Below are 25,505 nucleotides of genomic sequence, written 5' to 3' on the forward strand. Positions count from 1 at the left end.
CTGGCGTTATTGCATTACGAAGCCAGTAAATAGTACTTTTTCGACTATTTTTCGACCCGCTACAGGTTGCAATGTATTTTGCACGTTTAGTAAGGCCATTTGTCTTAACTCGTCTTTTCCAGCTTGAGTACTGAGCTTTTGAACATCAGCAGCACTAAATGTTGTCAGTAACGCATCTTCAATTAAAGGAATATGCATTTTAGCTGTTTGACCATCGTCGCCTCGTACCATTAGTTGAACTTTAATTTCAACTAACCTTGCTCTATCGACTCCTGGTAAATTAAACAAAAACGGCCTAGGCATACCGACGTAGTTCGCTTTACCTTTGGTTGAATCATCTTCCACCACTTCACTTGTTGCTGCTGTGCCCGGTGTCGTTGAAGCAGACTCTTCATCTCCACCTAAAAAGAACATTGCAGCACCTGCGATAACCGCAAGCAACACCACACCTATCACAATAAAAATGATGAGCTTCTTTTTACTTTTAGGTTGGTTCTCTGTGGTTAACTCTAAAGACTCTTCTTCAGCCATAATTCATTCCATTTATTTATTGCGCTGCCAGTAAAATTATTAACATTCGCTATAGCGCACCAACAGTCTTAACTTGTTGGCTATAGATTACCGACTTAGGCGTAATAATCTATAGCAGAATTGCTACTCAGTGAATGTTTTGCTGCAATGTCGAGTTCTTGTGCTGATATTTCATCCAACATCGCATCACCATTGCTGTTTTGTTCATCATATTCAGATTTCGACTCGTTATCACCATCTTGAGAAACATGACTATCAGCAAGTTGAAGTCCTTCTTCAGCTAACATTTCGCGTAACTTAGGAATCGCTTGTTCGACGAGATCTCTTGTTTGTGATTGTGCGACTTGGAACTGTACTTGAGTTTGCTCACCGTGAACTTGAACTCTCACGACCATATGGCCGAGCTCGGCAGGATCAAGTCGAATTTCAGCATGTTGAACGCCTTGTCCAACCATAGTGATTAATTGCTGCTTCATCACTGGAGCAAATTTTTGAATCATATCTTGCATGTTCACCGCAGCTTCAGCCCCTTGGCGTAAAGATAGCTGGAATTGTGGGACATCACTTTTATGTTGCGCCGTAAAGCTGCTTTGATTTTGTAATGCTTTTACTTCAGTTGACTCTGGTGTTAACTCAGACGTTGCTGCGCTAGCAGCTGAACTGGCCAACGCTGCATTTTTAGCTATTTGTTTATCCATTGACACAGTTAACTCAGCTTTGGACAAATTGATTTGAGGCACCTCTTTAGAGGATGACTTCGTCTCTGCTTGGCTTGCTTCGCCTATTATCGTGCCTTTTTCGGCATTGAGATTCGCCTCTGCAGTATTTTTACTGGCTTGCATTTCAAGTGTCGTATTAACCACTGACTGAGGGTTCACTAATGATGCATTATTTGTTTGATTGGTATTAGCTTGCGTATTGGACGCTAAATTAGCGACGTTTTTAACTAAGTCACTGTCAGCCGCACCTTCATTAGCATTTGCAAGCACAGCTTGCTTATCTGTCAGAGCCATTAAAGGCAACGCTTGTTCACCGCTTAGCTGATGCTGACGATTGAAATCAGCAATCAATTGATTAAGCTGCGCTGGCGTAAGGCTCGCTAACTTCTCGCTATCCATTGATGAAAACTCACTTAACTGAGTGAGCTGTTCAGCCGTCAACGATGATAGAAAAGCGTTGACGGTTTCATCAACCTCAGTCTCAAGTTGTTCATCAGAGTTGATTGTCTGAGTATTTGCCAATAATTCAGAATCCAGCATGTCAGAATCTATTGCTGAGCCTTCGTCCGCTAAAAGCTCTTCATCTAACGGCAATTCTTTGCCACTTGGATCTGAAGGCCCGACTTTATCAAAATTTTCAGACATGCCAATTTGCGCAAAAATTAACTCTACATCAGCCTCTTCAATTGCGACATCAGACTGCTCTTCTACATTTGTCTCGCTACTTTTTGCCAACTTGGTCTTTTCAACATCCATTTGTGACGCTTGGTTAAAAACAGATAGAAAAGATTGATTATCAGCACCTTGCGATTTATCTGAACCAGTAACACTTGCAACTTTACCACTATTGCCTAATAAAATATTACTCATCTGCTGCATAACCAACTCCAAATCACTCCCCTAATCGAAACCATTAACAAGGTCATTTCTGGGGGTTTATCCATTGTCACAAAGCTGACACTTTGCGAAGTTAATACAAGTAACTAGCAAATTAAATGCCAAACTTTTATCTTTGTAAAAAGTTGCAAATTGGTAAGAGTAGTGACAGTAAACAGTGAAATGAAACTAATGATGAATTGATAAAAATAATAAAAAGACCTTAGCGAGATTTCTTGCGGATAAACTGCTGCATAGCAAATTCATCTGATGCTTTTTGTTCCTTTTTATTGGCAAGCTGCTGGGCTTTTTGGGCGTTTTTTTCAAGTAACAATTCAACAGCTTTGCGCTTTTGTTGTTTTTCTTGCCAGTGAACCTGACGATAACCCGTTTGTTTCTCAGCCTCTTTTACCGCATTAACTTGTTGTAATAAGGCTTGATCGACTTGCTTTATAAATTCATGAAAAGAATGATACTGGCTTGCGCTGAGGGTTTTTCCTTGGTTTTCGCCCATTTGTTTCATGTATTCAAGCCGATAATTATTAAGCGCATCAAGTTGGCTTTGATGTTTTTGTTGTTCAAGCTGAGCAGACTTTAGCTGAAGCGCAGCTTGCTCTTCAGCTTCTTTGTTCAACTTTAATACGGTTAACAAGGGATCAGTTCGGCGCATTATTTACATTGAGCAGCAATCTGCCCAACCATAGTTTGACTATCATCAAAAGTAATTACATCTTTAAAGCCTTGCCTTAAAAAGGCATTCATAGCCGGTTGTAGGCGAATCGCATTATCAATTCGAGGATCACTCCCTTGGGAATAAGCACCTATCGAAATAAGATCTCTGTTTTGCTGATACAAGGAATACATTTGTTTAACCAGTCGCATCGACTCAAGGTGTTCTGCTGAAATAACCATAGGCGCAACACGACTAATAGATTGTTCAATATCTATTGCAGGGTAATGCCCTGAATCTGCAAGAGTCCTTGATAACACAATATGGCCATCTAAAATCGCTCGAGACGCATCTGCAATGGGATCTTGTTGATCATCACCTTCGGTTAATACCGTATAAAACGCAGTAATAGAACCTTGACCTGGTCCACCATTACCGGCTCGTTCCACTAAACGTGGCAGCTTGGCAAATACTGAAGGCGGATAGCCTTTGGTGGCTGGCGGCTCCCCAACTGCAAGGGCAACTTCACGTTGCGCTTGAGCATAACGAGTTAAACTGTCCATCAATAACAAGACGTTATAGCCGAGATCTCTAAAGTATTCAGCTATTCGTGTAGACGTTTCACACGCTCGAAGTCGCATTAACGGTGAAGTATCTGCTGGCGCGGCGATAACGACCGAACGAGCTCGACCTTCAGGGCCCAAAATTTCTTCAATAAATTCTTTTACTTCTCGACCACGCTCTCCCACTAAGCCAACAACAATAATATCTGCCGTAGTCCCCCGGGTCATCATGCCAAGTAGCACACTTTTACCGACACCAGAACCAGCAAATAATCCCATACGCTGACCTTTACCTACGGTTAGCATGGCATTAATCGCTCTGACTCCCACATCCAAGGGTTCTGAAATAGCCCGTCGAGAAAGCGGGTTAATCGGTGGTGCATGTCTTGACGCTTGCTGTTCTGTGTTTAATGGGCCTAAACCATCCAACGGTGCCCCACTACCATCAAGCACGCGCCCTAATAAACTTAAACCGACATTTAACCCAGATTGCTCCCCCAAAGGTTGAACTCTCGCTCCTGGTAACACACCTCTTAATTCTTCTACCGGCATCAAATACAAGAGCTCATCATCAAATCCAACCACTTCAGCAATTAGCTCACCAGCCATAGTTTCAATTGAACATAAACTACCGACAGGTGCACGACAGCCCGTAGCCTCTAGCGTTAACCCTACAACACGCACCAATTGCCCACTTGCAACAGGGCGCAAAGGACTGACTTTTTGGCTTTGTATTTTGAGTTTATTCAGTAGCTGATGTTGACGGCTTTGCATCGTCGATATCCTCAGCAGTTACAGAAGTGTCAGGAGCTTGACTCGCTTCCTCTACAGGCGCGTCTGATGCTGCTAGATTGGCTATTTCAGGGGACAGTTGTTTTGGCGACAATGCAGCGTCAGGCTCATTCTCATCTGCAATCGTTGTTTCTGGCTCATGTCTAACTGGTGAAGATGTCGTCGTTGAATCCAAATCTCTTGCTGGTAGTTCATCGACAATATCAGTTTGATAAACGTTGGAATCCGATTTCACCGTTTGAACATTATGCTGAATACCTTGTGCTTGCTCTTGAAGCTGAGAGAGCACCTGCTTCATTCTCTCTTCAACTCGCAAATCCACGCTTGAACGTAAGCTATTAATAATACAGTCACCGGAATTCAGAGAAGGATCGGCATCGATTTCCCAATGGTTTTTTTCTAACTGAGCATCACTGTACATTTTGGTGACTAAGGTAGCGTCGTCAGGATGTAATCGAAGTTTTACTTGCTGTTCTTTAATAGGCAGTGAGTCAACACCTTGGCGTAACACAGATAAAATATGTTCTGGATGAGTTTTTAGCTCATGGCCCACAATGGATTTTGCCAGATTAATAGCAAGGGTGAGCATTTCTGACTCAATTTCAGCGTCGAGAATCATTAACGGTTGCTCAAACTGTTGCACAATGCCTGTTAAGCGCTCCAACATCTCATGCGCTTTATTCAATCCCTCTTCATAGCCTTGTTGCTCGCCTTGGCTAAATCCTTCTGAGTGACCTTGTTCTAACCCTGCTAATTTCCCCTGCTCAAGCCCTTGGTTATACCCATCTACTTTGCCTTGTTCAAACCCTTCTTGCTCTGCCTCTGCTCGAATTTGCTCAATCTCAGCCATGGTTGGCGGTAATAACGGTTTGTCATCCGCTTGCGGTGGCGGATTATTGGCACCTAAGTGGCCAAATAAGTTTGACGGAGCATCAGCTTGAGATTCAGTCACATCAGGTAATTGCCAGTGACTAAAATCATGTTCTTCATTTTCAAGCGGTTTGTTGGTTTTAGCGTCCGTCATCTTAATCGCCTAATTGACTGCAAAAATACTGGTTAAGTCGGTGATGTCACTCACTCGTTTAGCACAAGTGATTATAAGAACTCTTCTCCACCACCGCCGCCAAGCATAATTTCACCACTATCACTCAAGCGTCGTGCAATTGCGAGAATTTCTTTTTGAGCCACTTCCACTTCACTGATCCTAATCGGTCCCATAGCCTCAAGATCGTCACGTAGTAACTCACCTGCACGCTTAGACATATTACCCACGATTTTATCAGATAACTGGTCATCGGCCCCTTTCAAGGCTTTCATAAGTACATCTTGTTGTACTTCTCTGAGCAAGACTTGAATGCCACGGTCATCAACGTCAATCAAGTTTTCAAATACAAACATTAAGTCTTGGATCTGTTGCGCCATTTCCTCATCAGATTCACGCATGGTTTCCATAATCTGACTTTCTACGCCAGTATCAAGGAAGTTCATAATATTCGCAGCTGCTTTTAAGCCGCCCATTTTAGCCGCTTGTGCGCCGCCTTGGCCTGCAAACTGTTTCTCCATGATGTCATTTAACTCTTGCAATGCAGCAGGTTGCACTTCTTCCAAGTTAGCAATACGCATCATTAAATCTAAGCGGGTATTTTCTGGGAACTGACTAAAAATTTCAGCCGCTTGATCGGGCTCTAAATAAGATAAAACAATAGTTTGGATTTGCGGATGCTCATTCTGAATAATGGTGGCAACCTGACGTGCATCCATCCATTTCAATGAATCCAAACCTTTGGCACCACTGCCCATGATAATTTGTTCAATCAAATTACCCGCTTTATCTTCACCAAGTGCCGCTGTTAATGCTTTTCTGACAAATTCTTCACTATTAAAGCCAATAGATGAGAATTTTTGGATTTCTTCAAGAAATAACTTATGAACGCCAATGACTTTTTCTTGGCCAAACTCTTCCATAGCAGCCATTGCCATACCGACTTTCTGGACTTGCTTAGGTTCAAGGTGCTTCAAAATCGAAGCTGCATCAGCTTCACTTAGGCTTAACAGCAAAATAGCCGTTTTCTCGATACCCGTTAAGTCATCAGGGTTAAACCCTTTAGTTGCCTCTGCAACTGCTACGTCATCATTTGCCATCTTCTTGTAACCAACTCTTAATTACTTGGGTAGAAAGTTCAGGTTCATTAGCCACTAATGCCCTAATCGACTTGATCATATCATCATCTTTATGCAGGTTCGGTATTTGAATCGAACCGTCATCAGCATAACTGTAATCAGCTTGCTGAGTATTTAACATGCCTAATGTGTCTGCAGCGTACTGATCTTCAATTTCAGCAAGCTCATGGCCCAAACGTGTTTCTTCAGGCATCTCAACTTCGTTAGATTTCAATAACCTGTTTAGCATTGGACGAATAACAAATAATATCAGAACTAGCACTAATAATGCGCCTAGTATTAGCCTTACCGCTCGCCAAAACCATGGTTGTTCCCACATTTCAAGCGCTGGCAATTCTTCAATTAGTTGGTCCATAAATGGAACCGTTACCACCTCTAACGTATCACCACGTTGACTGGTAAACCCCATCGCCCCTTCTAATAAACGTCGGATATTAGTCAGCTCTTGTTCGGTTCTAGGTACTCTTGTTACCACACCATTTTCATCAACAGGTCCAGGCTTGTAGTCAATGGCGACCGATACACTTAATCTTCTAACCACACCAACTTGCTGACGAGTATGGCTAATAGTCGTATCAAGCTCAAAGTTACGAGTCGCTTCGCGGAAACTGTCTCCAGTAGCCGCTGTGGCTTCAGATTCACCCACTTCTTGTGGAATATCAGACTCCATAGGTGGTTGGTTTGATAATGCACCTGGAATACCACCCATTGCCTGACCCGATGAATTACGCTCAATGGTCATTTCGCTGCGTACTGCTGGTAAATCAGGAGAAAAACGTTTTGCTGTTTGCTCAACGGCAGTGAAGTCCATATTGACATCCACTTGCGAGGTAAAGTTTTCAGGGCCTAAAATCGGCATTAAAATAGAATCAACCTTATTACGATATTCAGATTCTTTTTGTTGAACTAACTCTTGTTCACGGCGAGCTCTTGCTGAAGCGCCATCTTGGCTTCCAGAGTTAAGTAAACGGCCATTAGAGTCAGTCACTGTGACTCGAGTAGGCTCTAACCCCTGAACAGCAGAAGCGACAATATCAACAATGGAATCAATTTCTTCTTGGCCTAAGCTGCCACGGCGCACGTTAACGACTACGGTTGCGCTAGGTTTAGACTTGTTTCTGGCAAATACATTTTCTTTTGGTAACGCTAGAATCACTTTGGCACGAGTAACACTTTTAAGCTCTTCAATTGCACGAGCTAAATTGACTTCTTGGCTTTGTTTTAATCTCGCCTGCTCCATGCGTTGACTCACACCAAAGCCGCTATCTTTACTCAAATAATCAGTTGGTTGGCTTGAGGTTTCAACACCTGCACGGCCTAATAGTAATTTTACATCTTGATACTTATCTTCTGGAATACTGACTACATCACCAGAAATTTTATAGGCAATTTTATTTTTATCGAGAACGTCCAGAACCTGGATCATTTCATTGGTTTCCATCTGACCTAGAGGTCTAAACTCAGGCTCTTGCGCCCAAATCATCATGAAAACCGCCAGCACCAAACAGACTGCCAACGCTAATATCATGGTGATTTGACGCATGAAATCAGCACTGCCAAATGAACTCATTAAGCCAGATTTGTTCTCTTGCTGAATCCCTGTGCTATCAACGGTATCTGAATCTAATACGAGATCTGTGCTCACAATAATTACCTACTTTCTAATCTGATAAGAGCCTAAACAGGCATGCTCATAATTTCTTTATAAGCTTCAACAAGCTTGTTTCTTACTTGCACAGTTGCTTCAAATGCCACACCTGACTTTTCACGAGCTATTACGGTATCTGACAGTGTGACTGTCGAATCACCCATTTCTAAACGTGTCGCTAGGTTGGCGGAATTTTTTTGTAAAGCAGTAACACTTCCAACGGCTTGAGAAAGTAACTCTCCAAAATCAGCCCCTGATGTATTACCCACCTTCTGAGTCATATCCGGTTGAATTGGAGAACGAAGATTAGGTGAAATTTCACCACGAAGTGATTGCATTTCTTGTAAAAAAGGATTTCCGCTAACCTGCATTGTAAACTCCTATTCGTCGGATATTTGACGACTAAAAACCAGTTACAATAGATTTAGCAATTAGGATGCCAATAATATAAAAATGCCTATTAACAATAGATATTGAGGGTAAAAAGCAGTGCGTTTGCTCAATGTGTGCGCAGCAATCGTCATTGTAGATAAGAAAACCTAGCGAAAGTGCTAGGTTTTCTGGCTGAAGTTAACAATAAAAGTGTTAACAGGAGAAAATTAAGCCGGCACTTGAATGCCCATATCGCGCATTTTCGCCATTTTATATCTTAAGGTTCTTGCGCTAATTCCCAGCTTTTCAGCTACCGCTTTGCGACTGCCATTACACTGATTTAATGTTTCCAAAATAATCACATGTTCTTGGGCTTTTAATTCACCCCCTAAGCCATCTGTTTCTGTGCTCGGTTTAGCTTTTTGCTCAGTAGGCTGCAGTGGCACTTCGGCACTATCAAGCACAATATCATTGCTTGTCACCTCTTCACCTGTATGCAATATCAGCGCTCGTTGAATGACGTTATCAAGCTCTCGCACATTACCAGGCCAGCGATAGGTCAGCAGCCTTCTACAAGCCACATCATCGATTGTGGGTACTGGTGAAATATTCGCAAGCTTTGCATGTTTCACTATCAAGTGACGAGCAAGCGGTAAAATATCAGCAGGTCGCTGATTTAATGCTGGCCAAGTAAGCGGAAACACATTAATGCGATAATATAAGTCTTCTCTAAAGGCACCTGAAGATGCCATTTCTTTCAAATCACGGTTGGAGGTTGCTAACACTCGAACGTTTAGCGATATCGTTTTACGACCGCCAAGGCGCTCTACTTCCCTTTCTTGCAGCACACGTAAAAGTTTAGCTTGCAGACCAAGCTCCATTTCAGAGATTTCATCTAATAAAATCGTCCCGCCTTGTGCCTGCTCAAATTTACCAGGACACGCCTGATAAGCGCCAGTAAAGGCGCCTTTTTCATAACCAAATAGGGTTGCTTCAAGCATATTCTCAGGTATAGCGGCGCAGTTAATGGCAATAAAGGGTTCATCTGCTCTGGCACTGTTTTGATGAATGTATCGTGCAAGCACTTCTTTACCTGAACCGCTCGGCCCCATAATCATCACTGATGCATCGGAACTTGCGACTCGTTGTGCAATTGACAGTAATGCCAGACTTTTGTCATCAGCGACAACAGGTTGATCGAGGTTTTGTTTTAACGGCAAGTAGCGTGACACTTGATTGAGCAGCACCTCTGGCGCAAATGGCTTCGCCAAATAATCCACCGCGCCTAACTTAATGGCACTTACCGCATTATCAATGGTGGCGTAAGCTGTCATTAATAATACTGGAATCTTATTATTATTTTGCTGGAGGTAATTTAATAAGCCGATGCCACCAATGCCATCCATCTGAACATCACTGATAACCAGATCAAAATCATTAGATTTTAACGCTATAATGGCTTCTTCGGCTGAACCAACATCAACACAATCGTAATGAGCTAGCATCAATGTATCCAGTAATGCTTCTCTTAACGATGCATCATCCTCAACGAGTAGTAATTTTGCTTCACCCATGAGAAGTCTCCGTTTGAGTTAAACTTGCCTTAGCGTTGACTTGTTCATCAACATTATGCACTGGGAATGAAAGCCTGATAAGGCAACCTTTATCGGGTTGCGATGACACCTGCACCGTGCCGTTATGGTTTCTCACAACGGTTTGCACTACAGCAAGCCCAAGTCCTGTACCTTGGCTTTTTGTGGTAAAAAAGGGCTCAAGTATTTGTTGCTGCATATCAGCAGCTAGCCCTTTACCATTATCAATCACATCAATATTCAGACGATGATCGGTTGAACTGGTTATGATACGTACTTCAGTTGCATTGGCTTCTAAGCTGTTCATCACTAAATTGTTAATCGCTGAACTTAATGCATTGCCATTAGCTAAAATCTCATCACTAGAATGATTAAAATACTGTAATTTACACGACTTGTTTTCAGCAATAGGTTCACAGTTAGCTAACACAGGTTCAATAATTGCTTCAGCCAATAAAGCCTCTGAGACATCGTCTTGTTTATTCTTAGCCATTAGCAGCATGTCATTAACTTGTCGCTCAAGTTCATTAAGACGATCAACTAACTTAGACTGAAAGCGTTTTTTAGCCGTTTCAGCCAACTTAGGGCTGGCTAAGTTCGACGCATATAACATTGCAGCAGAAAGCGGAGTTCTGACTTGATGAGCCAATGTCGCGACCATTTTCCCAAGCGCTGATAATCGCTGTAAATGCGATAAATTCTTTTGAAGTAAGCGGGTTTCAGTTAAATCCGTCAGTACAATTAACTGACCAGGCTCCGGTGTTAAAGGGGTAATTGCTAACTTAACTCGACGACCATTTTTAAGAGAAACCTCATGACCATCATCTTCTTGGGGAGAGAAAGCACGATTAATAATTTCAAACCACTTGGCACCTTGTAAAGGTCTGCCTAATAATTCAGTGGCCACAGGGTTAGCAAGAGTGACAACACCATCCCCATTAATAATCACAACGCCAGATGGCATAGCTTGTAATATATGCGCCATTTGATTTGACATATTAGCCGCCTTTTGCGGAACCGCTCGCTCATTTTGTTCAATAAACTGCTGATTAAAAGGCGCCGATGAACTGACTGAGCCAGTTAAGTCAATTTTAGCAGTGCTTTGCTGAACTGAATCGTCATCTATATTAAAGGCATAGTGCTCTGCTGATGCTTGCGCCGTTACTGATTGTTCTGAAACTAGTTGCGCTGAAAACATAGCCACTCCGTCAAAATATTTACTTTTAACAGGCTAATGCATTTGGTATGCCACTTTAATCAAACTTATCAAGAGGCATAAAAAAGCATGCCAGAAGGCATGCTTTAATAGAACATTTTTTGCGCGATGATACTAGTCTTTACTCATACCGTATTTACGCATTTTCTCAACGAGTGTCGTTCGGCGAATACCAAGCATTTCTGCAGCCCTTGCAACGACGTTATCTTGCTGCTCAAGTGCTTGACGGATCATATCGATTTCAAGCTCGGCTAATAAATCTTTTAAATTCACGCCTTCAGGAGGTAATTCGCTTGGGAATCGTGTTTCAGGGATTTCGATTGGCTCATCATCACTGAAAATTGAAGCTAAGGCGTCACGCTCTTGTTGCTCCTCACTGATTTCCACGCTGTATTCAGGCACATCAATATAACGATACTTACGTGGTAAGTCATTGACATCGACAAGCCCGCCTGGGAATAAAATGGTTAGCCTTTCAACTAGGTTAGACAGTTCACGTACATTACCAGACCAGTTATGTTCTTTTAATGACTCTATCGCACGTTGGGTAAAACGAATTTTACCGCGACCTTCATTAAACACACGGCTAACTAATTCTTGCAATAACAGTGGTACGTCATCACGTCGTTCACTTAACGATGGCATTTCAATTGGAAATACGTTTAGTCGATAGTATAAATCTTCACGAAACTCATTCTTATCAATCATGGTTTCAAGATCACGGTGAGTCGCAGCAACCACGCGCACATCTGTTGTAATCGTTTTAGAACCACCGACACGTTCAAAGACTTTTTCTTGCAGTACACGTAATAGTTTTACTTGCATCTGCAGCGGCATATCGCCAATTTCATCTAGAAATAATGTACCGTTTTCAGCTAATTCAAAGCGACCTTTACGGGTAGAAATCGCGCCAGTAAAAGAGCCTTTCTCATGGCCAAATAACTCACTTTCTAATAACTCAGGTGGAATAGCACCACAATTGACAGGAATAAACGGTCCATCACGTCGCTCTGACATATAATGAATATTACGAGCAACCACTTCCTTACCTGTACCAGATTGGCCCAGCACTAACACAGTGGCATCAGACGTTGCGACTTGGCTTATTAGGTGACGGACATTGGCAATCCCTTCACTACGACCAACAAGTGATCTAAACAGTTTGGTTTGATTGGCGCTGGTTGGTATTTGAGGTTGCTTAGCTTGACCGTAAATTTGGCAAAAATGAAGCAGCTCAGTGAGCTGAGGATAGTTTATTGGTTCTTCGATTGTACCAAGTACATTCACGCCATTAATCTCTTGCGAACCGATTAATAGAACGGGTTGCCAAGGAATTGAGGATTGCACATCTTTAATGAATTCAGCTGAAACAGATTCAGTGTCGATAACTAAAGCTCTAAAACGAGAGTCACGAGTTAACGGCGCAAGATCATCAGTTGAAATGAGGTGATGTTTTTCATCTAAAAATTCAAAAATACAACAAAGACGAGACACGCGCTCAGAAGGTTCAGCAACAATTAAAATTCGTTGTTCTATTTGCATCATTAAGAAGGCCAAAGCTCTAGTTATTAGTAATTCAGAGTCAAAATTCTTCGTTATCAAAAATCAATAACGCTCACCTGACTTGAATGTAGTTTATCACGCTATATTTCTATGAGTCAGATGACACAATTATAATATAAACATTAACATAGAAGATCGCGAACACATATTTTTTAATCTTTACTTAAATATAGCCAAAACTGCAATAAAGTTTAAACGAATACGCAAAAATAAATACTGTATTATCAGAGCAAGAGAATCAAGCTTGATCAGCCAATATTCTACCATGCTATTGATTTAAGTCACTAACAGCTGTTTTTATATACAACCAATACGATAAGCCAGACTGGAAATGCCATTTATGGACGAATAGAGACGCTCATTTTACCTGTCGAAATACAAAAAAGGCGCCTATGGCGCCCTTTACAATGATATCAAAATTAACTCGCTTCTGACGTCATTTGATGCATCTCAGCAGGGATTGCATCCCAACCTTCTTTAATCGTTCTTAGGATGTTTGTGACATCATCAATGGCTATCACATCATTATTCACGTTTGCCTCTGAAATACGGCGTAACATGAAATCATAAAGATCACTTAAATTGCTTGCAACAGAATCTTTGACGTCCATATTAAGACTATTATTCAAGCCATTTATGATACCTATTGCTTTGTTAATCGCGACACCTTTAGCCTGTAAATCATGATTTTCAATTGCGTATCGGCTTTGCGCTAATCGTAATAAAGCACCATCGAACATCATTTGAATAATTCGATGTGGAGAAGCAACAGCTATCTCACTGTCGATTGATACCTTTTGGTAAGATTTAATTGATCCTCTCATAGGGTTCACCTTTGCTACTTATTTGAGTCTATAGATTGATAAACATTAATTTGGCGCTGATTTTTCTTTCTAGCCTGAAGTAAAGATTGAATGTGTTTTTGCAATGCTATGACCTTCTGCTCAAACACTTTGCCAATAGAAATCTGTTGTTCTAACATTTTTCTTTCAGTTTCTTCATCTTCAAATTTCAGGTTATCGAGTAAAATTTGACGCTCACCTATAAGTACTAGCAAGTTAGATACCAACTCATCAGAAGATTCATTTTCTGAAGGAGTATTATCAATATTTTTTAGCAATTCTTCTATTTGCAGGTTTTTTTCAGATAGTTGTTTCATATAAATTAGCTACTTGGCACAGAGCCTGGTAATGAATTTAATCGCTCTGTTAATCCAGAGCTTTGTTGATTCAATGATGCAACGACCAAATCCATGGCATTAAACTGTTTAAATAAACGTGCTTCAAGTAACTCCATTTTCAAACTAAACGCATCACGCTGATCGTCTAAACGGCTTTTCTCACTGGTTAAACTATTATTACGGCTATCAATTAACCCACCCGTTTTAACATAACCTTCGACCATGGTATCTAATTGGCTTGCAATACCTGTGTCAGGAGTCGCAAATAATCCTTCAACTAAATCCATGTTTTCACTGATAGATTCATCTAGTTTTTCGGTATTAATTGACATTTTTCCGTATCGATCAGTTTCAATACCAATGTCATATAATGCAACGCTCTGTCCGTCAACATCGACTCGATTACTGATCATGCTTCTCATTTGGGATTCTATCGAACGAATCATTGAATCCCCTTGCAGCGCAGCGGCTTCTTCTTTTTCAGTGTCATATTTAGACATATCACTGATTGAAGTCACTAATGTATTGTATGCATCCACAAATGCTTGCACATTTTCTTTAACTAGCTCGTCATCTTGCTCAATTTTTAATGTTGAGGTTTTTGATACATCAGCATCAGTTAGCGAAAGCGTGACACCAGCAATGGCATCGGTAATTTCATTAGATTGAGAAGTAACCTTTTGACCATCAATATAGATGACGGCATTTTCCGCATTTTGAAGTGTCGTCAAATTTCCAGCGCCAAACATGTCATTTAACCCAGAGCCGGCAGTATCATTCGCAGTAATTGTCACTTCATTGTCGGTACCTGGCTCATCAGAGCTAAACACGATACGGCTACCATCATCACTTTTAATGATCGTTGCAGTTACACCAGAGTTGTCTGTAGCGCCATTGATTTTTTTAGCGATATCTTCAAGTGAGTCGGTGGCTTCAATATCTACTGAGAAAGCTTCACCATTAACCGATAAATCCAGGCTACCAGTTCCCACCCCTAAACTCGGGTCGGCCACATTGGCTCCAGCCACTTTATGAGAAGACGCCAGCTGTTCTACTTGAATTTGATAACTGCCTGATTGTGCATTCTTATCGGCTGTAGCGCCAAAATAAATGCTTTCGCCAGTCGACACTTTACGAATATTAAGTGCATCTGGGTCACTCAACTTCTCTAGTGCATCTTGGAATGTCGATAATTTACTTTTCAACGAACCAATGGCTGACACTTTTGCATCTATTGTCGCTTCACTTTTATCGAATAATGCTTCTTTAGGGAGTTTTTCAGCATCGACGAGTACACCGACAATGGTGTTGATATCTAGACCTGAGCCAATACCAGTTGCTGTTAATGCCATAAATTCCTCACCTATTATTCAATAATTCTTACATTAATATTAAAGCAAAAAAACGCCTTAATTATGCCTCTGTACTAAGCAAAATCCCTGCCACTTCAGCTAATTTTTTCGACAGTTCTAACGCTTCTTCATTAGGTATTTGCCTAATGACATCACCAGAGTCAATATCCATGACACTGATCACATTTTTCCCAGAGTCATCATCCACTTTAAAGGCAAGCCCTTTACGCATTATTGACGCCATATCATTTAGGTCATCAGTAACTTCGGCTAACTCTTGATTATTTGACTCTTTATCAACATAGTCTTTAGCTTGTTGATCTGACTTTACTAACTCAGCAACTTTGGTTTTTTCTTCTGCGACCTGAGCTTTACTCTCAGTCAGTTGACGAGTCCCCATATTATCAGTAAGGGTATTTGAGGTACCAGTAAAATTGATATCCATAGCCATCTTACGCCTCTTAATTAGTTTAGTACGATAATCAATATCAAAACGACAAAAGGGAGACCTAACAAGATCTCCCTTCTCTAATCATCAAAATTTAATTAACTAATCAAATTATAGAAGAGATAATGCCACTTGAGGTAACTGGTTAGCTTGTGCAAGCATTGCAGAACCTGTTTGTTGTAACACTTGGTTTTTAGTCATTTCAGCGGTTTCTTTCGCGAAATCAACATCTACAATACGTGATTTAGCATCTGCAACGTTTGCTTGTGTATTTGCACTGTTAGCGATGTTATGTGCAAGACGGTTTTGTTTCGCACCTAAATCTGCACGTTGACTATCAATTGTTTTAATAGCTGCATCAATTTTGGTAAGAGCTGAAGCTCGACCCGCAGAAGTTGCGTTAGTTAGTGAGGCAACTGATAAGCTTGCAGAGTCACTTGTTTTAACTGTAATAGTGATATCTTCGCCATCTTGGTGACCTACTTGGAAGTTTTTACCACCTGAAAAACTACCATCTAATAATTTAGTTTCACCAAATGCGGTGTTATTACCAATTTCAGTAATTTCTAGCGCAAGTTCGTCCATTTCAGCTTTAAGAGCCGCTAAATCTTCAGCACTGTTTGCACCGTTCTCAGATTGTACCGTTAAGTCACGCATACGCTGAAGCATGTTTGTTTGCTCTTGCATTGCGCCTTCAGAGATTTGAGCGATTGAGATTGCGTCGTTAGCGTTACGCATACCCACTTCTAAACCACGAACTTGAGAGTTCAAACGGTTCGAAATAGCTAAACCAGCCGCATCATCTTTTGCGCTGTTAATACGTAAACCACTTGATAAACGCTCCATTGAGGTTGCTAAGTTACCTGTAGAAGCATTTAAGTTCTTTTGCGCTTTCATTGATGTTACGTTTGTATTTACTGTAATAGCCATAATTTGTTTCCTCTTTATACCTGGCTTTAAAACTTGCCTGTCTCTATTGCCAGGCGGGTCTATTGGGTTACAAATACTTTAACGGCAGCAATTTAGGTTACTTTAGAATTTTTTTGAACATTTTTCGCACATCAAGCCTTAGTCACATAAAATCAATAACTTAAATAAACAAAAAAGCCATACTTGTTATTATTTAAACAAGTATGGCTTAATTTTTAGCCCGAAAGATTTTATAAAAAGCTTTAGGGTGTTAACTCGGTGTCATTAACCTAATAATGATAGCGCCACTTGTGGCAATTGGTTAGCTTGAGCCAACATTGAGCTACCCGTTTGTTGCAACACTTGGTTTTTAGTCATTTCAGCGGTTTCTTTCGCGAAATCAACATCAACAATACGCGACTTAGCATCTGCAACGTTAGCTTGCGTATTTGCACTGTTTGCAATGTTATGTGCTAGACGGTTTTGTTTTGCACCTAAATCTGCACGTTGAGTATCAATATTTTTAATTGCGGCATCAATTTTGGTTAGCGCTGATGCACGTCCTGCTGAAGTCGCATTTGTTAACGCTGCAACAGATAGACTTGCCGCATTACTTGTTTTAACTGTAATGCTGATATCTTCACCATCTTGGTGACCAACTTGGAACGTTTTACCAGCAGAAAAGTCACCTGTTAATAATTTCGTGTCACCGAAAGCCGTACTATTACCAATCGCGGTGATTTCTTCCGCTAATTGATCCATCTCAGCTTTCAATGCTGCTAAATCGTCAGGGCTGTTTGCACCGTTTTCAGATTGAATAGTCAAATCACGCATACGCTGCAACATGTTTGTCTGTTCTTGCATCGCACCTTCTGAGATTTGCGCTATCGAAATTGCATCGTTCGCATTACGCATACCAACCTCTAACCCACGAACCTGCGAGTTCAAGCGGTTAGAAATAGCTAGACCGGCCGCATCATCTTTTGCACTGTTAATACGTAAACCACTTGATAAACGTTCCATCGAAGTACTTAAATTTTGCGTCGACGCATTTAAGTTCTTCTGTGCTTTCATAGATGTAACATTGGTATTTACTGTAATAGCCATAAATAAATCCTCATTCTTAGTTTTGTTGCCAAGACTTTGGAGCTTGGCTAAATTTTACAATTTAACGTTGGTCTTTCTTGCTTTATATATCTTGCAAGATCTGAACGCCTTACTAGATATAATCAAACAACGAAATAGAACCGACTTTGCCGAACACACTCGACACGGCATTTAATGCCAGTTGCTGTTTTTCAAATTCAGTTATTGCTGCGGCATAGTCCAAATCTTCAAGCATGGATAATGCGCTATCATTAACGATTTTTTCTTCAGCGTGATTCGTAGAGATACTCTCTAAACTTTTCAAGCTATTGCCAGCAATACTTCTTGCTGTACTGACTTGATTTTGACCACTATCGATATTATTCAATAGCTGTGCCAACTTTGAGTTTCCTTGAGAAGTATTTGGAATAGTAGGATCTTCAAGCATCGCAATAGCTTCATTAAAGGTATCTAGAATACTGACGGTTTCTTGAGGTTCCATGGTAAAAGAGTCACCTGCGACAGGCTGACCTGACAGTTGAACTTCTATACCGTTAAAACTTACCGGATTGCTAGGATCAAAGTTTGCAACCGTTGATACGACTGTGCCGCCCGAATCTTCAATTTGTAAATCAAGGACACCTGCGTTATCAACAAACTTAAAGGTATAGGTATCTTCTACGTGTGCAGCAGAATCAAAAATGGCCGCCTTATCAACAACAAAATCACCCTGTTGAGATGGCAAATAATTGACACCATAATCACCAAGCGGATTAGGTGCGTTCATAAACACAGTGTCACCTGGCACATTTGTTCCGATGGTAACACCCGAGGCAACGATACTTTGCCGCTCGCCACTGTCACCGCTGTAAATTATTTGACCATTATTATCAAACGCAAAAGGTGGATTATTAGTATTGTTGCCAGCAAAGATATAATTACCCGATTCGTCTTTTGTGTTGGCAATCGACATTAACTCTTCGAGACTATCTTTCATTTCATCGGCAATCATTTGCCGTTCCGATTGAGATAGGCTGCCGTTTGCAGCGCGCTGTAGTTGCTCACGCATACTACTCATAATTGTTTCTGTGCTGCCTAACTTGCTTTCGCTTAATCCAAGGTGCTTTTGTGCATAGTCAATATTCTTGACGAATTGATCCACCAAGGCGTTTTTCTGTTTTAAGTTATCAACACCAATAGCTGCAACCGGATCGTCTCCCGCGGTATTAAGCCTTTTGCCACTTGCCAGTTGTTCCAAAATTTTATTGGTTGAAGACTGACCTTTAGACAGACTTAAAGTATTTTGATGAAACATTTGAGCAGTTGAAATACGCATGACTAATTCTCCTAACGAACAGAACTAAGCAATGAATCAAACATTTGCTGAGCTGTTGTCATGATCCTGGCTGAAGCTTGGTAAGATTGTTGATAACGCATTAAGTTGGCAGCTTCTTCGTCTAAGTTCACTCCCGACTCACTTTGTACACGGTTATATGCTTGTAGATAAACAGCTTCATTTGATTCAAAAGACACGGCAGCGGCTTTGGTTTTGCTAGCAATATCAAGCTTACTACCTTCAAACACGCCAGCTAAGGTCGTTGTGCCGCCATTCATTAATTTTTCATCTGACAGTTTCGCCATTTCTATCGCATTGCTGTTATCTCCTTCGGCAAATGATAAATCGAAGGTATAACTGTCGGTTACGCCAGCTGTTGACGTGTCGCTAATTTCAAAATCAAAGCCATAAGGTGTACTAATTTGTGGAGGAGTAAATGCCGTTGGGCCACCAATTGCTGCGCCACTGGCGTCAAAAGCTTGATAAGTATTTGTAACGGTATCGATTTGAATAGTGATTTCACTATCAGTCACAGGGAAATTAGCATTTGTTCTATCTATGCTAGTTAACTTAACACTGGTGTCACCCGAGTTAGTGGGTTCACCAGTAATTTTAGGGGCAGCTGCTGCAATACCTTTGGGATCGGTCATTTCGACACCAATACCTGCTGCGGCGCCTGCATTGGGTCTAATTTCAAACTTATCACCATCTGCAAAACCTGCTGGCACCGAGTCAATTTGGATACTGAATCCATCTCCGCCCGTTAACTGGTTATTGACAGCATCATAGGTCAAAGCTTGTACTTCACCTGTTTTAGTATCTTTTAACTCATAGGTTGAAGGTGCAGTAAACGACAGTTCATATGAACTTCCTGTCAATTCACCGACATCATCTATGTTGACTCGGATTTTGGCTGTACCAGTATTACCGTCAAATTCACCGACACGCCCAGCAGACATCAGTGGATCATTTATATCAGTAAATATGTTTTGACCAATTTCACCATTTAAATCATAGCCATTTGACTGCATTTCATTGAATGCATCAGCAATACCTAACGCTAATTGACCTAATTCTTGGCCAACAGGCACTAAGGTTTCATCGCGAAATTTAAATAGCTCCCCAAGTTGACCGCCTAGTTTTGATCCATCAATAACTAAACTTTGATTACCAGTGGTCGTGGTCAAACGAGATTCATTGGGATAAGGGTCTCCAGTCGTGGTACCGATTTGCATTGAAACTTCACCAGACACCAGCATCACAGAGCCGCCTAACATGACACTTTTAGCACCATTCTCAAGCGGAATAACGTTGACTTCGGAATACTCACTTAACTCCAAAATAAGTGCATCTTGTTTATCTAGTAACTGGCTGTCTGGACTTTCGCTTTTCATTAGCTCTAGATTAATGCTAGCCAGCTCATTGCTGATTTCATTGATGCGATCAGCCATCGCGCCGATTTGACTATTAGTCTGTTTCATCTGTGAGTCGAGATGAGACTGCATTTGATTTAGGCTACTTGCAGCTTGTTGCGCTGCGCCAAGCATACTGTCACGCATACCGATATCGGTTGGTAAATCGGCCACACTATTAATGCTTGAGAAAAAGTCATTTAATCGATCTGGCACCATTGAACCAATTTGTGAATAGAGCTGATCCATCTCATTCATTTTGGTGTAACGAGTCTCTGCGGCGCTCATTGAGGTTTGGCCTATACGCAACTCTCTGGCAGCAAAGTCATTGTAGATCCGCTTTACATCAGTAACGTAAGTACCCGTACCATAAAAGCTGTTACCAATCTTTTGGGATTCTAACGACGACTGCTCGGCAACTTGACGGTGATAGCCAATCGTATTGGCGTTAGCAATGTTATTACTGGTAACGCCCATTTGAGATTGAGCCGCCAGTACGCCGGTGCGGGCGATATTTAATAAATCAACAGCCATTAGTTAGTCTCTCCTGGTAATGCAGACTTAAGTCCATTAGTCACTGTTTCCATCACTTTTAGCACTTTCTTTGCGTATTGAGGATCAGTGGCGTAGCCAGCTTTTTGTAACTCATTAATAAATTTTGCAGGTTCTGCAGCCACTTTTTTGGCCTCTTGGTAACGTTCACCATTGGCGATAAAGGACACAAAATCATTAAAGCTTTGTTCAATACTGTCGTACATTCTAAAGTTAGCTCTTTGTTTAACAGCTTTGCCTTGCTCATACTCCAAGGTGTTCACCGATGTCTTATCACCCTGCCAGCGAGTGTCGGCTTTAATGTTAAACAGGTTATTACTAGCCGTGCCGTCTTGACGTCTGATCATTTTCTGACCCCAGCCTGTTTCAAGTGCTGACTGAGCAAGCAACACTTCAGGTGTTGTTCCCAGAGCTTTAGCTGCTTTTTCAGCATGAGGATAAAGCGTATTAACAAAATGCGCAGGGTTGCTAAATTCGGACGGCGCTTTATTGACTGATTGCGGCAATTGATTGCCATTAGCGGCAACTGAAATGTCATTTTCGCCCGCCAGAATTTTCGCCATTGCTTGCTCATCAATCACCGAGTGATGACTGGCAAGCTGATTAACATTTACTACTGGTTCATTGGGTGTTTTTTGTGCAAATGACGTTATTGGACTGACCGCAATGTCTGCTGATTTGTTATCAAATAAACCATGTTGAATGTTTGCATCAATATCGCCACGAAGGACAGAGGCAGGCTTAAATGGTGTATCTTGAGGTGATAATTGCTGAACCATTAAATCAGCAATGCCCAGCATACCTTTATCAGACAAGTCCACTGACATCTGTTGATCACGCATGTTCTCAAAAAACTCAGTGGTTTGACTGTTCATTGGACTGTCTGATTTAAAAGCTGCGTTAGCATCACGCATGCTTTTCATCAGCATTTGAATAAAGATACCTTCAAACTGTTTAGCGACTTCTTTAAGTGCCGCTTTCTCGTCTTTCTGAGCCTGAGAACGTAATGAATCTAGTCCTCCTAGATCCAGAAAGTGCGATGAATTTGACAGCTTTTCCATAGTCGTACCGACAATATTTAGATGATGATAAGTTCACCATGCAAAGCGCCTGCCATCTTTAACGCTTCTAATATTGCAAGCACATCAGAAGGCGCTGCGCCAACCAGGTTTACTGCTCGTACTAGCTCATCTAATGTCGTACCTGGGTCAAACAAAAACATTCGACTGTCTTCTTCAGCAACATCAATGGTGCTATCAGTAGTGACAACCGTTTGACCATTTGCAAATGCATTTGGCTGCGAAACTTGCGTTGCTTCTGCAATGGTGACCGTTAATCCGCCATGCGTCACAGCTGCAGGCATTAAACGCACATTTTGGCCAACGACAATGGTGCCAGTGCGAGAGTTAACAATCACTTTCGCAGATTCATCAGCTATCTCGACTTCAACATTTTCTAATGTCGCTAAAAAAGAAACTCGCTGTGATGCATCACGAGGCGCACTGACTTGAATAGAGGTTGCATCTAACGCTCTTGCCATACCTGGACCTAAAAAGTCGTTAATTGCATCTGCCATACTTTTAGCGGTAGAAAAATCTGAACGACGTAGGTTAAAAGTTAGGTGATCCCCAGTCGCAAATGGACTCATCACACTGCGTTCAACAATCGCGCCACCAGGAATACGCCCAACTGTTGGCGTATTTTGAATCACTTGCGAACCATCTAAACCTTCTGCACTGAAACCACTGACCACTAGACTACCTTGCGCAATAGCGTAAACATTGCCATCAACCCCTTTTAAAAAGGTTTGCAGTAAAGTACCACCACGTAAGCTTTTTGCTTCACCTAAACTCGATACGGTAATGTCAATATTTTGACCGGGCTTAATAAATGCTGGCATCTCTGCATGCACCGCTACCACGGCCGCATTCTTGGTTTTAGGGTTCACATTATCAGGTAAATTAATGCCAAAGTTTTTCAGCATGGTTCTGAATGTTTGTTCAGTGTATTTGGTTTTTTCACCAGTGCCGGGCAAACCAACCACAAGGCCATAACCAATCAGTTGGTTACTACGTACACCTTGAACGTTGGCAATATCTTTAATTCGCTGCGCTTGAACTGGCGCAGAAAATACCGTTAATGCAACTGAGGCGGTAAGGGCAATGGAGATAAATAAAGATGAAATTTTCATGGCATACTCCTTAGAAAGGCCACCATTCGCTCATAAAGAATGAGCTTAACCACCCTACTTTTTGAACATCTGCAAATGTACCCGTTCCGCTATATTGAATGCGGGCATTGGCTACTCGAGTTGACTGAACTGTATTCTCAGGAGTGATATCTTGACTTCTTACCATGCCTGTAACACGAATAAATTCATCGCCATTGTTAATCGAAATCCATTTTTCACCACGGATAACCAAGTTGCCATTACTGAGCACTTGCATCACGTTAGCTGAGATACTGCCATCAAGGCTGTTTGATTGGTCAGCATCAGCTTCACGCTTGGTGTCCATCGCATCAGAATAACGTAAATCAAGTGGTACACCTTTAATGGTCACATTGCCGCCACCAGCATAGATAGGGTCAACACTCAAATTAGAGTCTTTTTTGATTTCGTTATTGGCGCTTTTTTTAGCTTGAGTCGATTCATTTAACAACACTGTGATAATGTCACCGACTTTATGTGCTCGTATATCTGAATATAAGCTCGACGATTGATGGTCCATGTAAATCGACCCCGTCGACACCATTTTAGTTGGTGGTGCTTCTGGATACACTGGCGCATAAAATGGATCATCAGGTATAGGTTTTTGTTGCGTTGAACTACAACCGGCAATGAAAATAACGGATGCTAACGCTAGGTATTTATTCATAATCCAGTTCCTTTCAATAACAGTTATAGGTTCTGAGTCACGTAAGACATCATCTGATCAACAGCTGATATCACTTTAGAGTTCATTTCGTAAATACGCTGACTTTGAATCAGGTTTACTAGCTCTTCAGTCACATTAACGTTTGATGTTTCTAATGCCCCTTGGCGAATAGCGCCTAAGCCATCTAAAGAAGCTGTTCCCTGAATAGGCGTTCCACTTGCGCCAGTTTCGGTATACAAGTTTTGCCCTAATGGATCTAACCCTGATGGATTAATGAAATCGCTCATGGCTAACTGTCCAACAACTGTGCTTTCTGTCGCGCCAGATAATTTTACTGATACTTCACCTTCGGCAGAAACTGTAATTGAAGTTGCATCATCAGGTATGGTGATTGACGGTTGCACGACATAACCAGAACCTGGAGTCACAATCTGGCCATTTTCATCTAAGCTAAATTGACCATTTCGGGTATAAGCAGCGGTGCCATCAGGCATCTCGACTTCAAAAAATCCAGGGCCTTCAATCATTAAATCTAAAGAGTTATCAGTGGTTAACATGTTACCTTGGGTGAACATTTTCTGAGTTGCCACGACCTTAGTACCGGCACCAATGTTCAAACCATTCGGCAGCTTAGTATTATCTGCACTTATACCACCAGCTTGATTAACTGTTTGATATAGCAAGTCTTCGAATACTGCACGGCTTTTTTTGTAGCCTACGGTGCTCGCATTCGCCACGTTATTAGAAATAACTGCAATATCGGTTTGTTGGGCATCTAAGCCTGTTTTACTGATCCATAAAGCGGGATGCATAATTATTACTCCTAACTAACTCTCATTAAGGATGATGAAGCACGGTCTAGCTCTTCGGCATTTTTCATCATCTTCACTTGCATTTCGTATTGACGCTGGATATCAATTAACGCCACCATTTCTGAAACAGCGTTAACATTACTGCCTTCAACAGCCCCTGTTTCGATATTCACATTAGGATCGTTCGGCGCATTTAAGCCCGAAGTCAGCCTAAATAACCCATCTTCGCCACGCATCATTTCTTCATTTGATGGATTAACTAATTTAATTCGTGCCACTTCTTCAACCACATCCGCAGTTGCACCCTGAGGTCTTACAGAAATAATGCCATCAGGCGAGATTTGAACTTTGTCGATTGGTAGCGGCAAAACTATCGATCCAGCCTCTCCCATAACAGGGTTGCCTCGACCATTAGTTAATAAGCCTGTACTGTCAAAACTTAGACTACCGGAGCGGGTATACGCTTCGCCGCCATCAGCACCTTGCACTGCAATCCAACCTTTATCTTTAATCGCAATGTCTAAATCACGACCCGTAGTTTTAATTGGGCCTGAACTAAAATTTTGCCCAGGGCTTTCAGTCATAGAAAAGACACGTGTCGGTAAGCCTTCCCCAAATGCTTGCATAGAGCGAGCTTGAGCCAAATCAGCTTTAAAACCATCGGTATTCGCATTGGCTAAATTATTGGCACGAACAGCCAAAGCATTCATATTTTGCTTTGCCCCACTCATGGCAACATACAGTAATTTGTCCATCTGCCGCTCCGTCAAACTTTTTACATAACTAAAGATATAACTAGAACTAGCAATGAGTGTGCCA

At 41.5% G+C, this 25,505-nt stretch carries 24 protein-coding genes; all 24 read right to left on the reverse strand.

Annotation, left to right across the window (positions count from 1 at the left end; translation table 11 throughout):
* Nucleotides 1-6 precede the first annotated feature (6 nt).
* Nucleotides 7-531 carry a flagellar basal body-associated protein FliL gene (gene fliL, locus AN944_RS12810; protein ID WP_055025024.1) on the reverse strand — a complete coding sequence of 175 codons (525 nt, stop codon included), beginning with the start codon at nt 529-531 and terminating at the stop codon, nt 7-9.
* A gap of 95 nt (nt 532-626) precedes the next feature.
* On the reverse strand, nt 627-2,129 hold the full coding sequence (locus AN944_RS12815; RefSeq protein ID WP_055025025.1) for a flagellar hook-length control protein FliK: 1,503 nt from the start codon (nt 2,127-2,129) through the stop codon (nt 627-629).
* A 220-nt stretch (nt 2,130-2,349) separates the two neighbouring features.
* On the reverse strand, nt 2,350-2,796 hold the full coding sequence (fliJ, locus tag AN944_RS12820) for a flagellar export protein FliJ (RefSeq protein ID WP_055025026.1): 447 nt from the start codon (nt 2,794-2,796) through the stop codon (nt 2,350-2,352).
* Complete coding sequence (fliI, locus tag AN944_RS12825) at nt 2,796-4,133, reverse strand: flagellar protein export ATPase FliI (protein ID WP_055025027.1); 1,338 nt, start codon at nt 4,131-4,133, stop codon at nt 2,796-2,798. The genes fliJ and fliI overlap by 1 nt, the downstream gene beginning before the upstream one ends.
* The gene (gene fliH / locus AN944_RS12830; protein WP_055025028.1) at nt 4,102-5,175 is read right to left on the reverse strand and encodes a flagellar assembly protein FliH; all 1,074 of its coding nucleotides are present in this window, start codon (nt 5,173-5,175) and stop codon (nt 4,102-4,104) included. The genes fliI and fliH overlap by 32 nt, the downstream gene beginning before the upstream one ends.
* 71 nt (nt 5,176-5,246) lie before the next feature.
* Nucleotides 5,247-6,293 (reverse strand): flagellar motor switch protein FliG, encoded by a 1,047-nt coding sequence (gene fliG / locus AN944_RS12835; protein WP_055025029.1) that lies wholly within the window; start codon nt 6,291-6,293, stop codon nt 5,247-5,249.
* Nucleotides 6,283-7,902, reverse strand: a complete 1,620-nt coding sequence (fliF, locus tag AN944_RS12840; protein WP_218919256.1) for a flagellar basal-body MS-ring/collar protein FliF — start codon at nt 7,900-7,902, stop codon at nt 6,283-6,285. The genes fliG and fliF overlap by 11 nt, the downstream gene beginning before the upstream one ends.
* Before the next feature lie 107 nt (nt 7,903-8,009).
* Nucleotides 8,010-8,351: a flagellar hook-basal body complex protein FliE gene (gene fliE / locus AN944_RS12845; protein ID WP_055025031.1), complete on the reverse strand. Its 342-nt coding sequence runs from the start codon at nt 8,349-8,351 to the stop codon at nt 8,010-8,012.
* Nucleotides 8,352-8,579: 228 nt separating this feature from the next.
* Nucleotides 8,580-9,926 (reverse strand): sigma-54 dependent transcriptional regulator, encoded by a 1,347-nt coding sequence (locus AN944_RS12850; protein ID WP_055025032.1) that lies wholly within the window; start codon nt 9,924-9,926, stop codon nt 8,580-8,582.
* Nucleotides 9,919-11,142, reverse strand: coding sequence for a PAS domain-containing sensor histidine kinase (locus AN944_RS12855; RefSeq protein WP_235530899.1), 1,224 nt, complete (start codon nt 11,140-11,142; stop codon nt 9,919-9,921). Before AN944_RS12855 ends, AN944_RS12850 begins: the two co-directional genes overlap by 8 nt.
* Before the next feature lie 132 nt (nt 11,143-11,274).
* Nucleotides 11,275-12,705, reverse strand: coding sequence for a sigma-54 dependent transcriptional regulator (locus tag AN944_RS12860; protein WP_055025033.1), 1,431 nt, complete (start codon nt 12,703-12,705; stop codon nt 11,275-11,277).
* A gap of 437 nt (nt 12,706-13,142) precedes the next feature.
* A complete protein-coding gene (gene fliS, locus AN944_RS12865) occupies nt 13,143-13,547 on the reverse strand; it encodes a flagellar export chaperone FliS (protein ID WP_055025034.1) in 405 nt (134 codons plus the stop codon).
* A gap of 14 nt (nt 13,548-13,561) precedes the next feature.
* A complete protein-coding gene (locus AN944_RS12870) occupies nt 13,562-13,882 on the reverse strand; it encodes a hypothetical protein (protein WP_055025035.1) in 321 nt (106 codons plus the stop codon).
* 5 nt (nt 13,883-13,887) lie between these two features.
* Entirely contained in the window at nt 13,888-15,255 is a 1,368-nt protein-coding gene (gene fliD / locus AN944_RS12875) for a flagellar filament capping protein FliD (protein WP_055025036.1), read from the reverse strand.
* Between the two features lie 61 nt (nt 15,256-15,316).
* Nucleotides 15,317-15,706, reverse strand: a complete 390-nt coding sequence (locus tag AN944_RS12880; protein WP_055025037.1) for a flagellar protein FlaG — start codon at nt 15,704-15,706, stop codon at nt 15,317-15,319.
* 108 nt (nt 15,707-15,814) lie between these two features.
* Nucleotides 15,815-16,633: a flagellin gene (locus AN944_RS12885; protein WP_055025038.1), complete on the reverse strand. Its 819-nt coding sequence runs from the start codon at nt 16,631-16,633 to the stop codon at nt 15,815-15,817.
* A gap of 264 nt (nt 16,634-16,897) precedes the next feature.
* Nucleotides 16,898-17,719, reverse strand: coding sequence for a flagellin (locus tag AN944_RS12890; protein WP_055025039.1), 822 nt, complete (start codon nt 17,717-17,719; stop codon nt 16,898-16,900).
* Nucleotides 17,720-17,831: 112 nt separating this feature from the next.
* Complete coding sequence (gene flgL, locus AN944_RS12895; RefSeq protein ID WP_055025040.1) at nt 17,832-19,034, reverse strand: flagellar hook-associated protein FlgL; 1,203 nt, start codon at nt 19,032-19,034, stop codon at nt 17,832-17,834.
* A gap of 11 nt (nt 19,035-19,045) precedes the next feature.
* Entirely contained in the window at nt 19,046-20,980 is a 1,935-nt protein-coding gene (gene flgK, locus AN944_RS12900; protein WP_055025041.1) for a flagellar hook-associated protein FlgK, read from the reverse strand.
* On the reverse strand, nt 20,980-22,059 hold the full coding sequence (gene flgJ, locus AN944_RS12905; RefSeq protein ID WP_055025042.1) for a flagellar assembly peptidoglycan hydrolase FlgJ: 1,080 nt from the start codon (nt 22,057-22,059) through the stop codon (nt 20,980-20,982). Before flgJ ends, flgK begins: the two co-directional genes overlap by 1 nt.
* A 17-nt stretch (nt 22,060-22,076) precedes the next feature.
* A complete protein-coding gene (locus AN944_RS12910; protein WP_082420009.1) occupies nt 22,077-23,189 on the reverse strand; it encodes a flagellar basal body P-ring protein FlgI in 1,113 nt (370 codons plus the stop codon).
* Nucleotides 23,190-23,199: 10 nt separating this feature from the next.
* The gene (flgH, locus tag AN944_RS12915; RefSeq protein ID WP_055025043.1) at nt 23,200-23,874 is read right to left on the reverse strand and encodes a flagellar basal body L-ring protein FlgH; all 675 of its coding nucleotides are present in this window, start codon (nt 23,872-23,874) and stop codon (nt 23,200-23,202) included.
* A 23-nt stretch (nt 23,875-23,897) separates the two neighbouring features.
* On the reverse strand, nt 23,898-24,686 hold the full coding sequence (gene flgG / locus AN944_RS12920) for a flagellar basal-body rod protein FlgG (protein ID WP_055025044.1): 789 nt from the start codon (nt 24,684-24,686) through the stop codon (nt 23,898-23,900).
* An 11-nt stretch (nt 24,687-24,697) separates the two neighbouring features.
* Nucleotides 24,698-25,441, reverse strand: a complete 744-nt coding sequence (flgF, locus tag AN944_RS12925) for a flagellar basal-body rod protein FlgF (protein ID WP_055025045.1) — start codon at nt 25,439-25,441, stop codon at nt 24,698-24,700.
* Nucleotides 25,442-25,505: the final 64 nt, after the last annotated feature.

It is taken from the genome of Shewanella sp. P1-14-1 (assembly GCF_001401775.1).
GTDB classification, from domain to species: Bacteria; Pseudomonadota; Gammaproteobacteria; order Enterobacterales; family Shewanellaceae; genus Shewanella; species Shewanella japonica.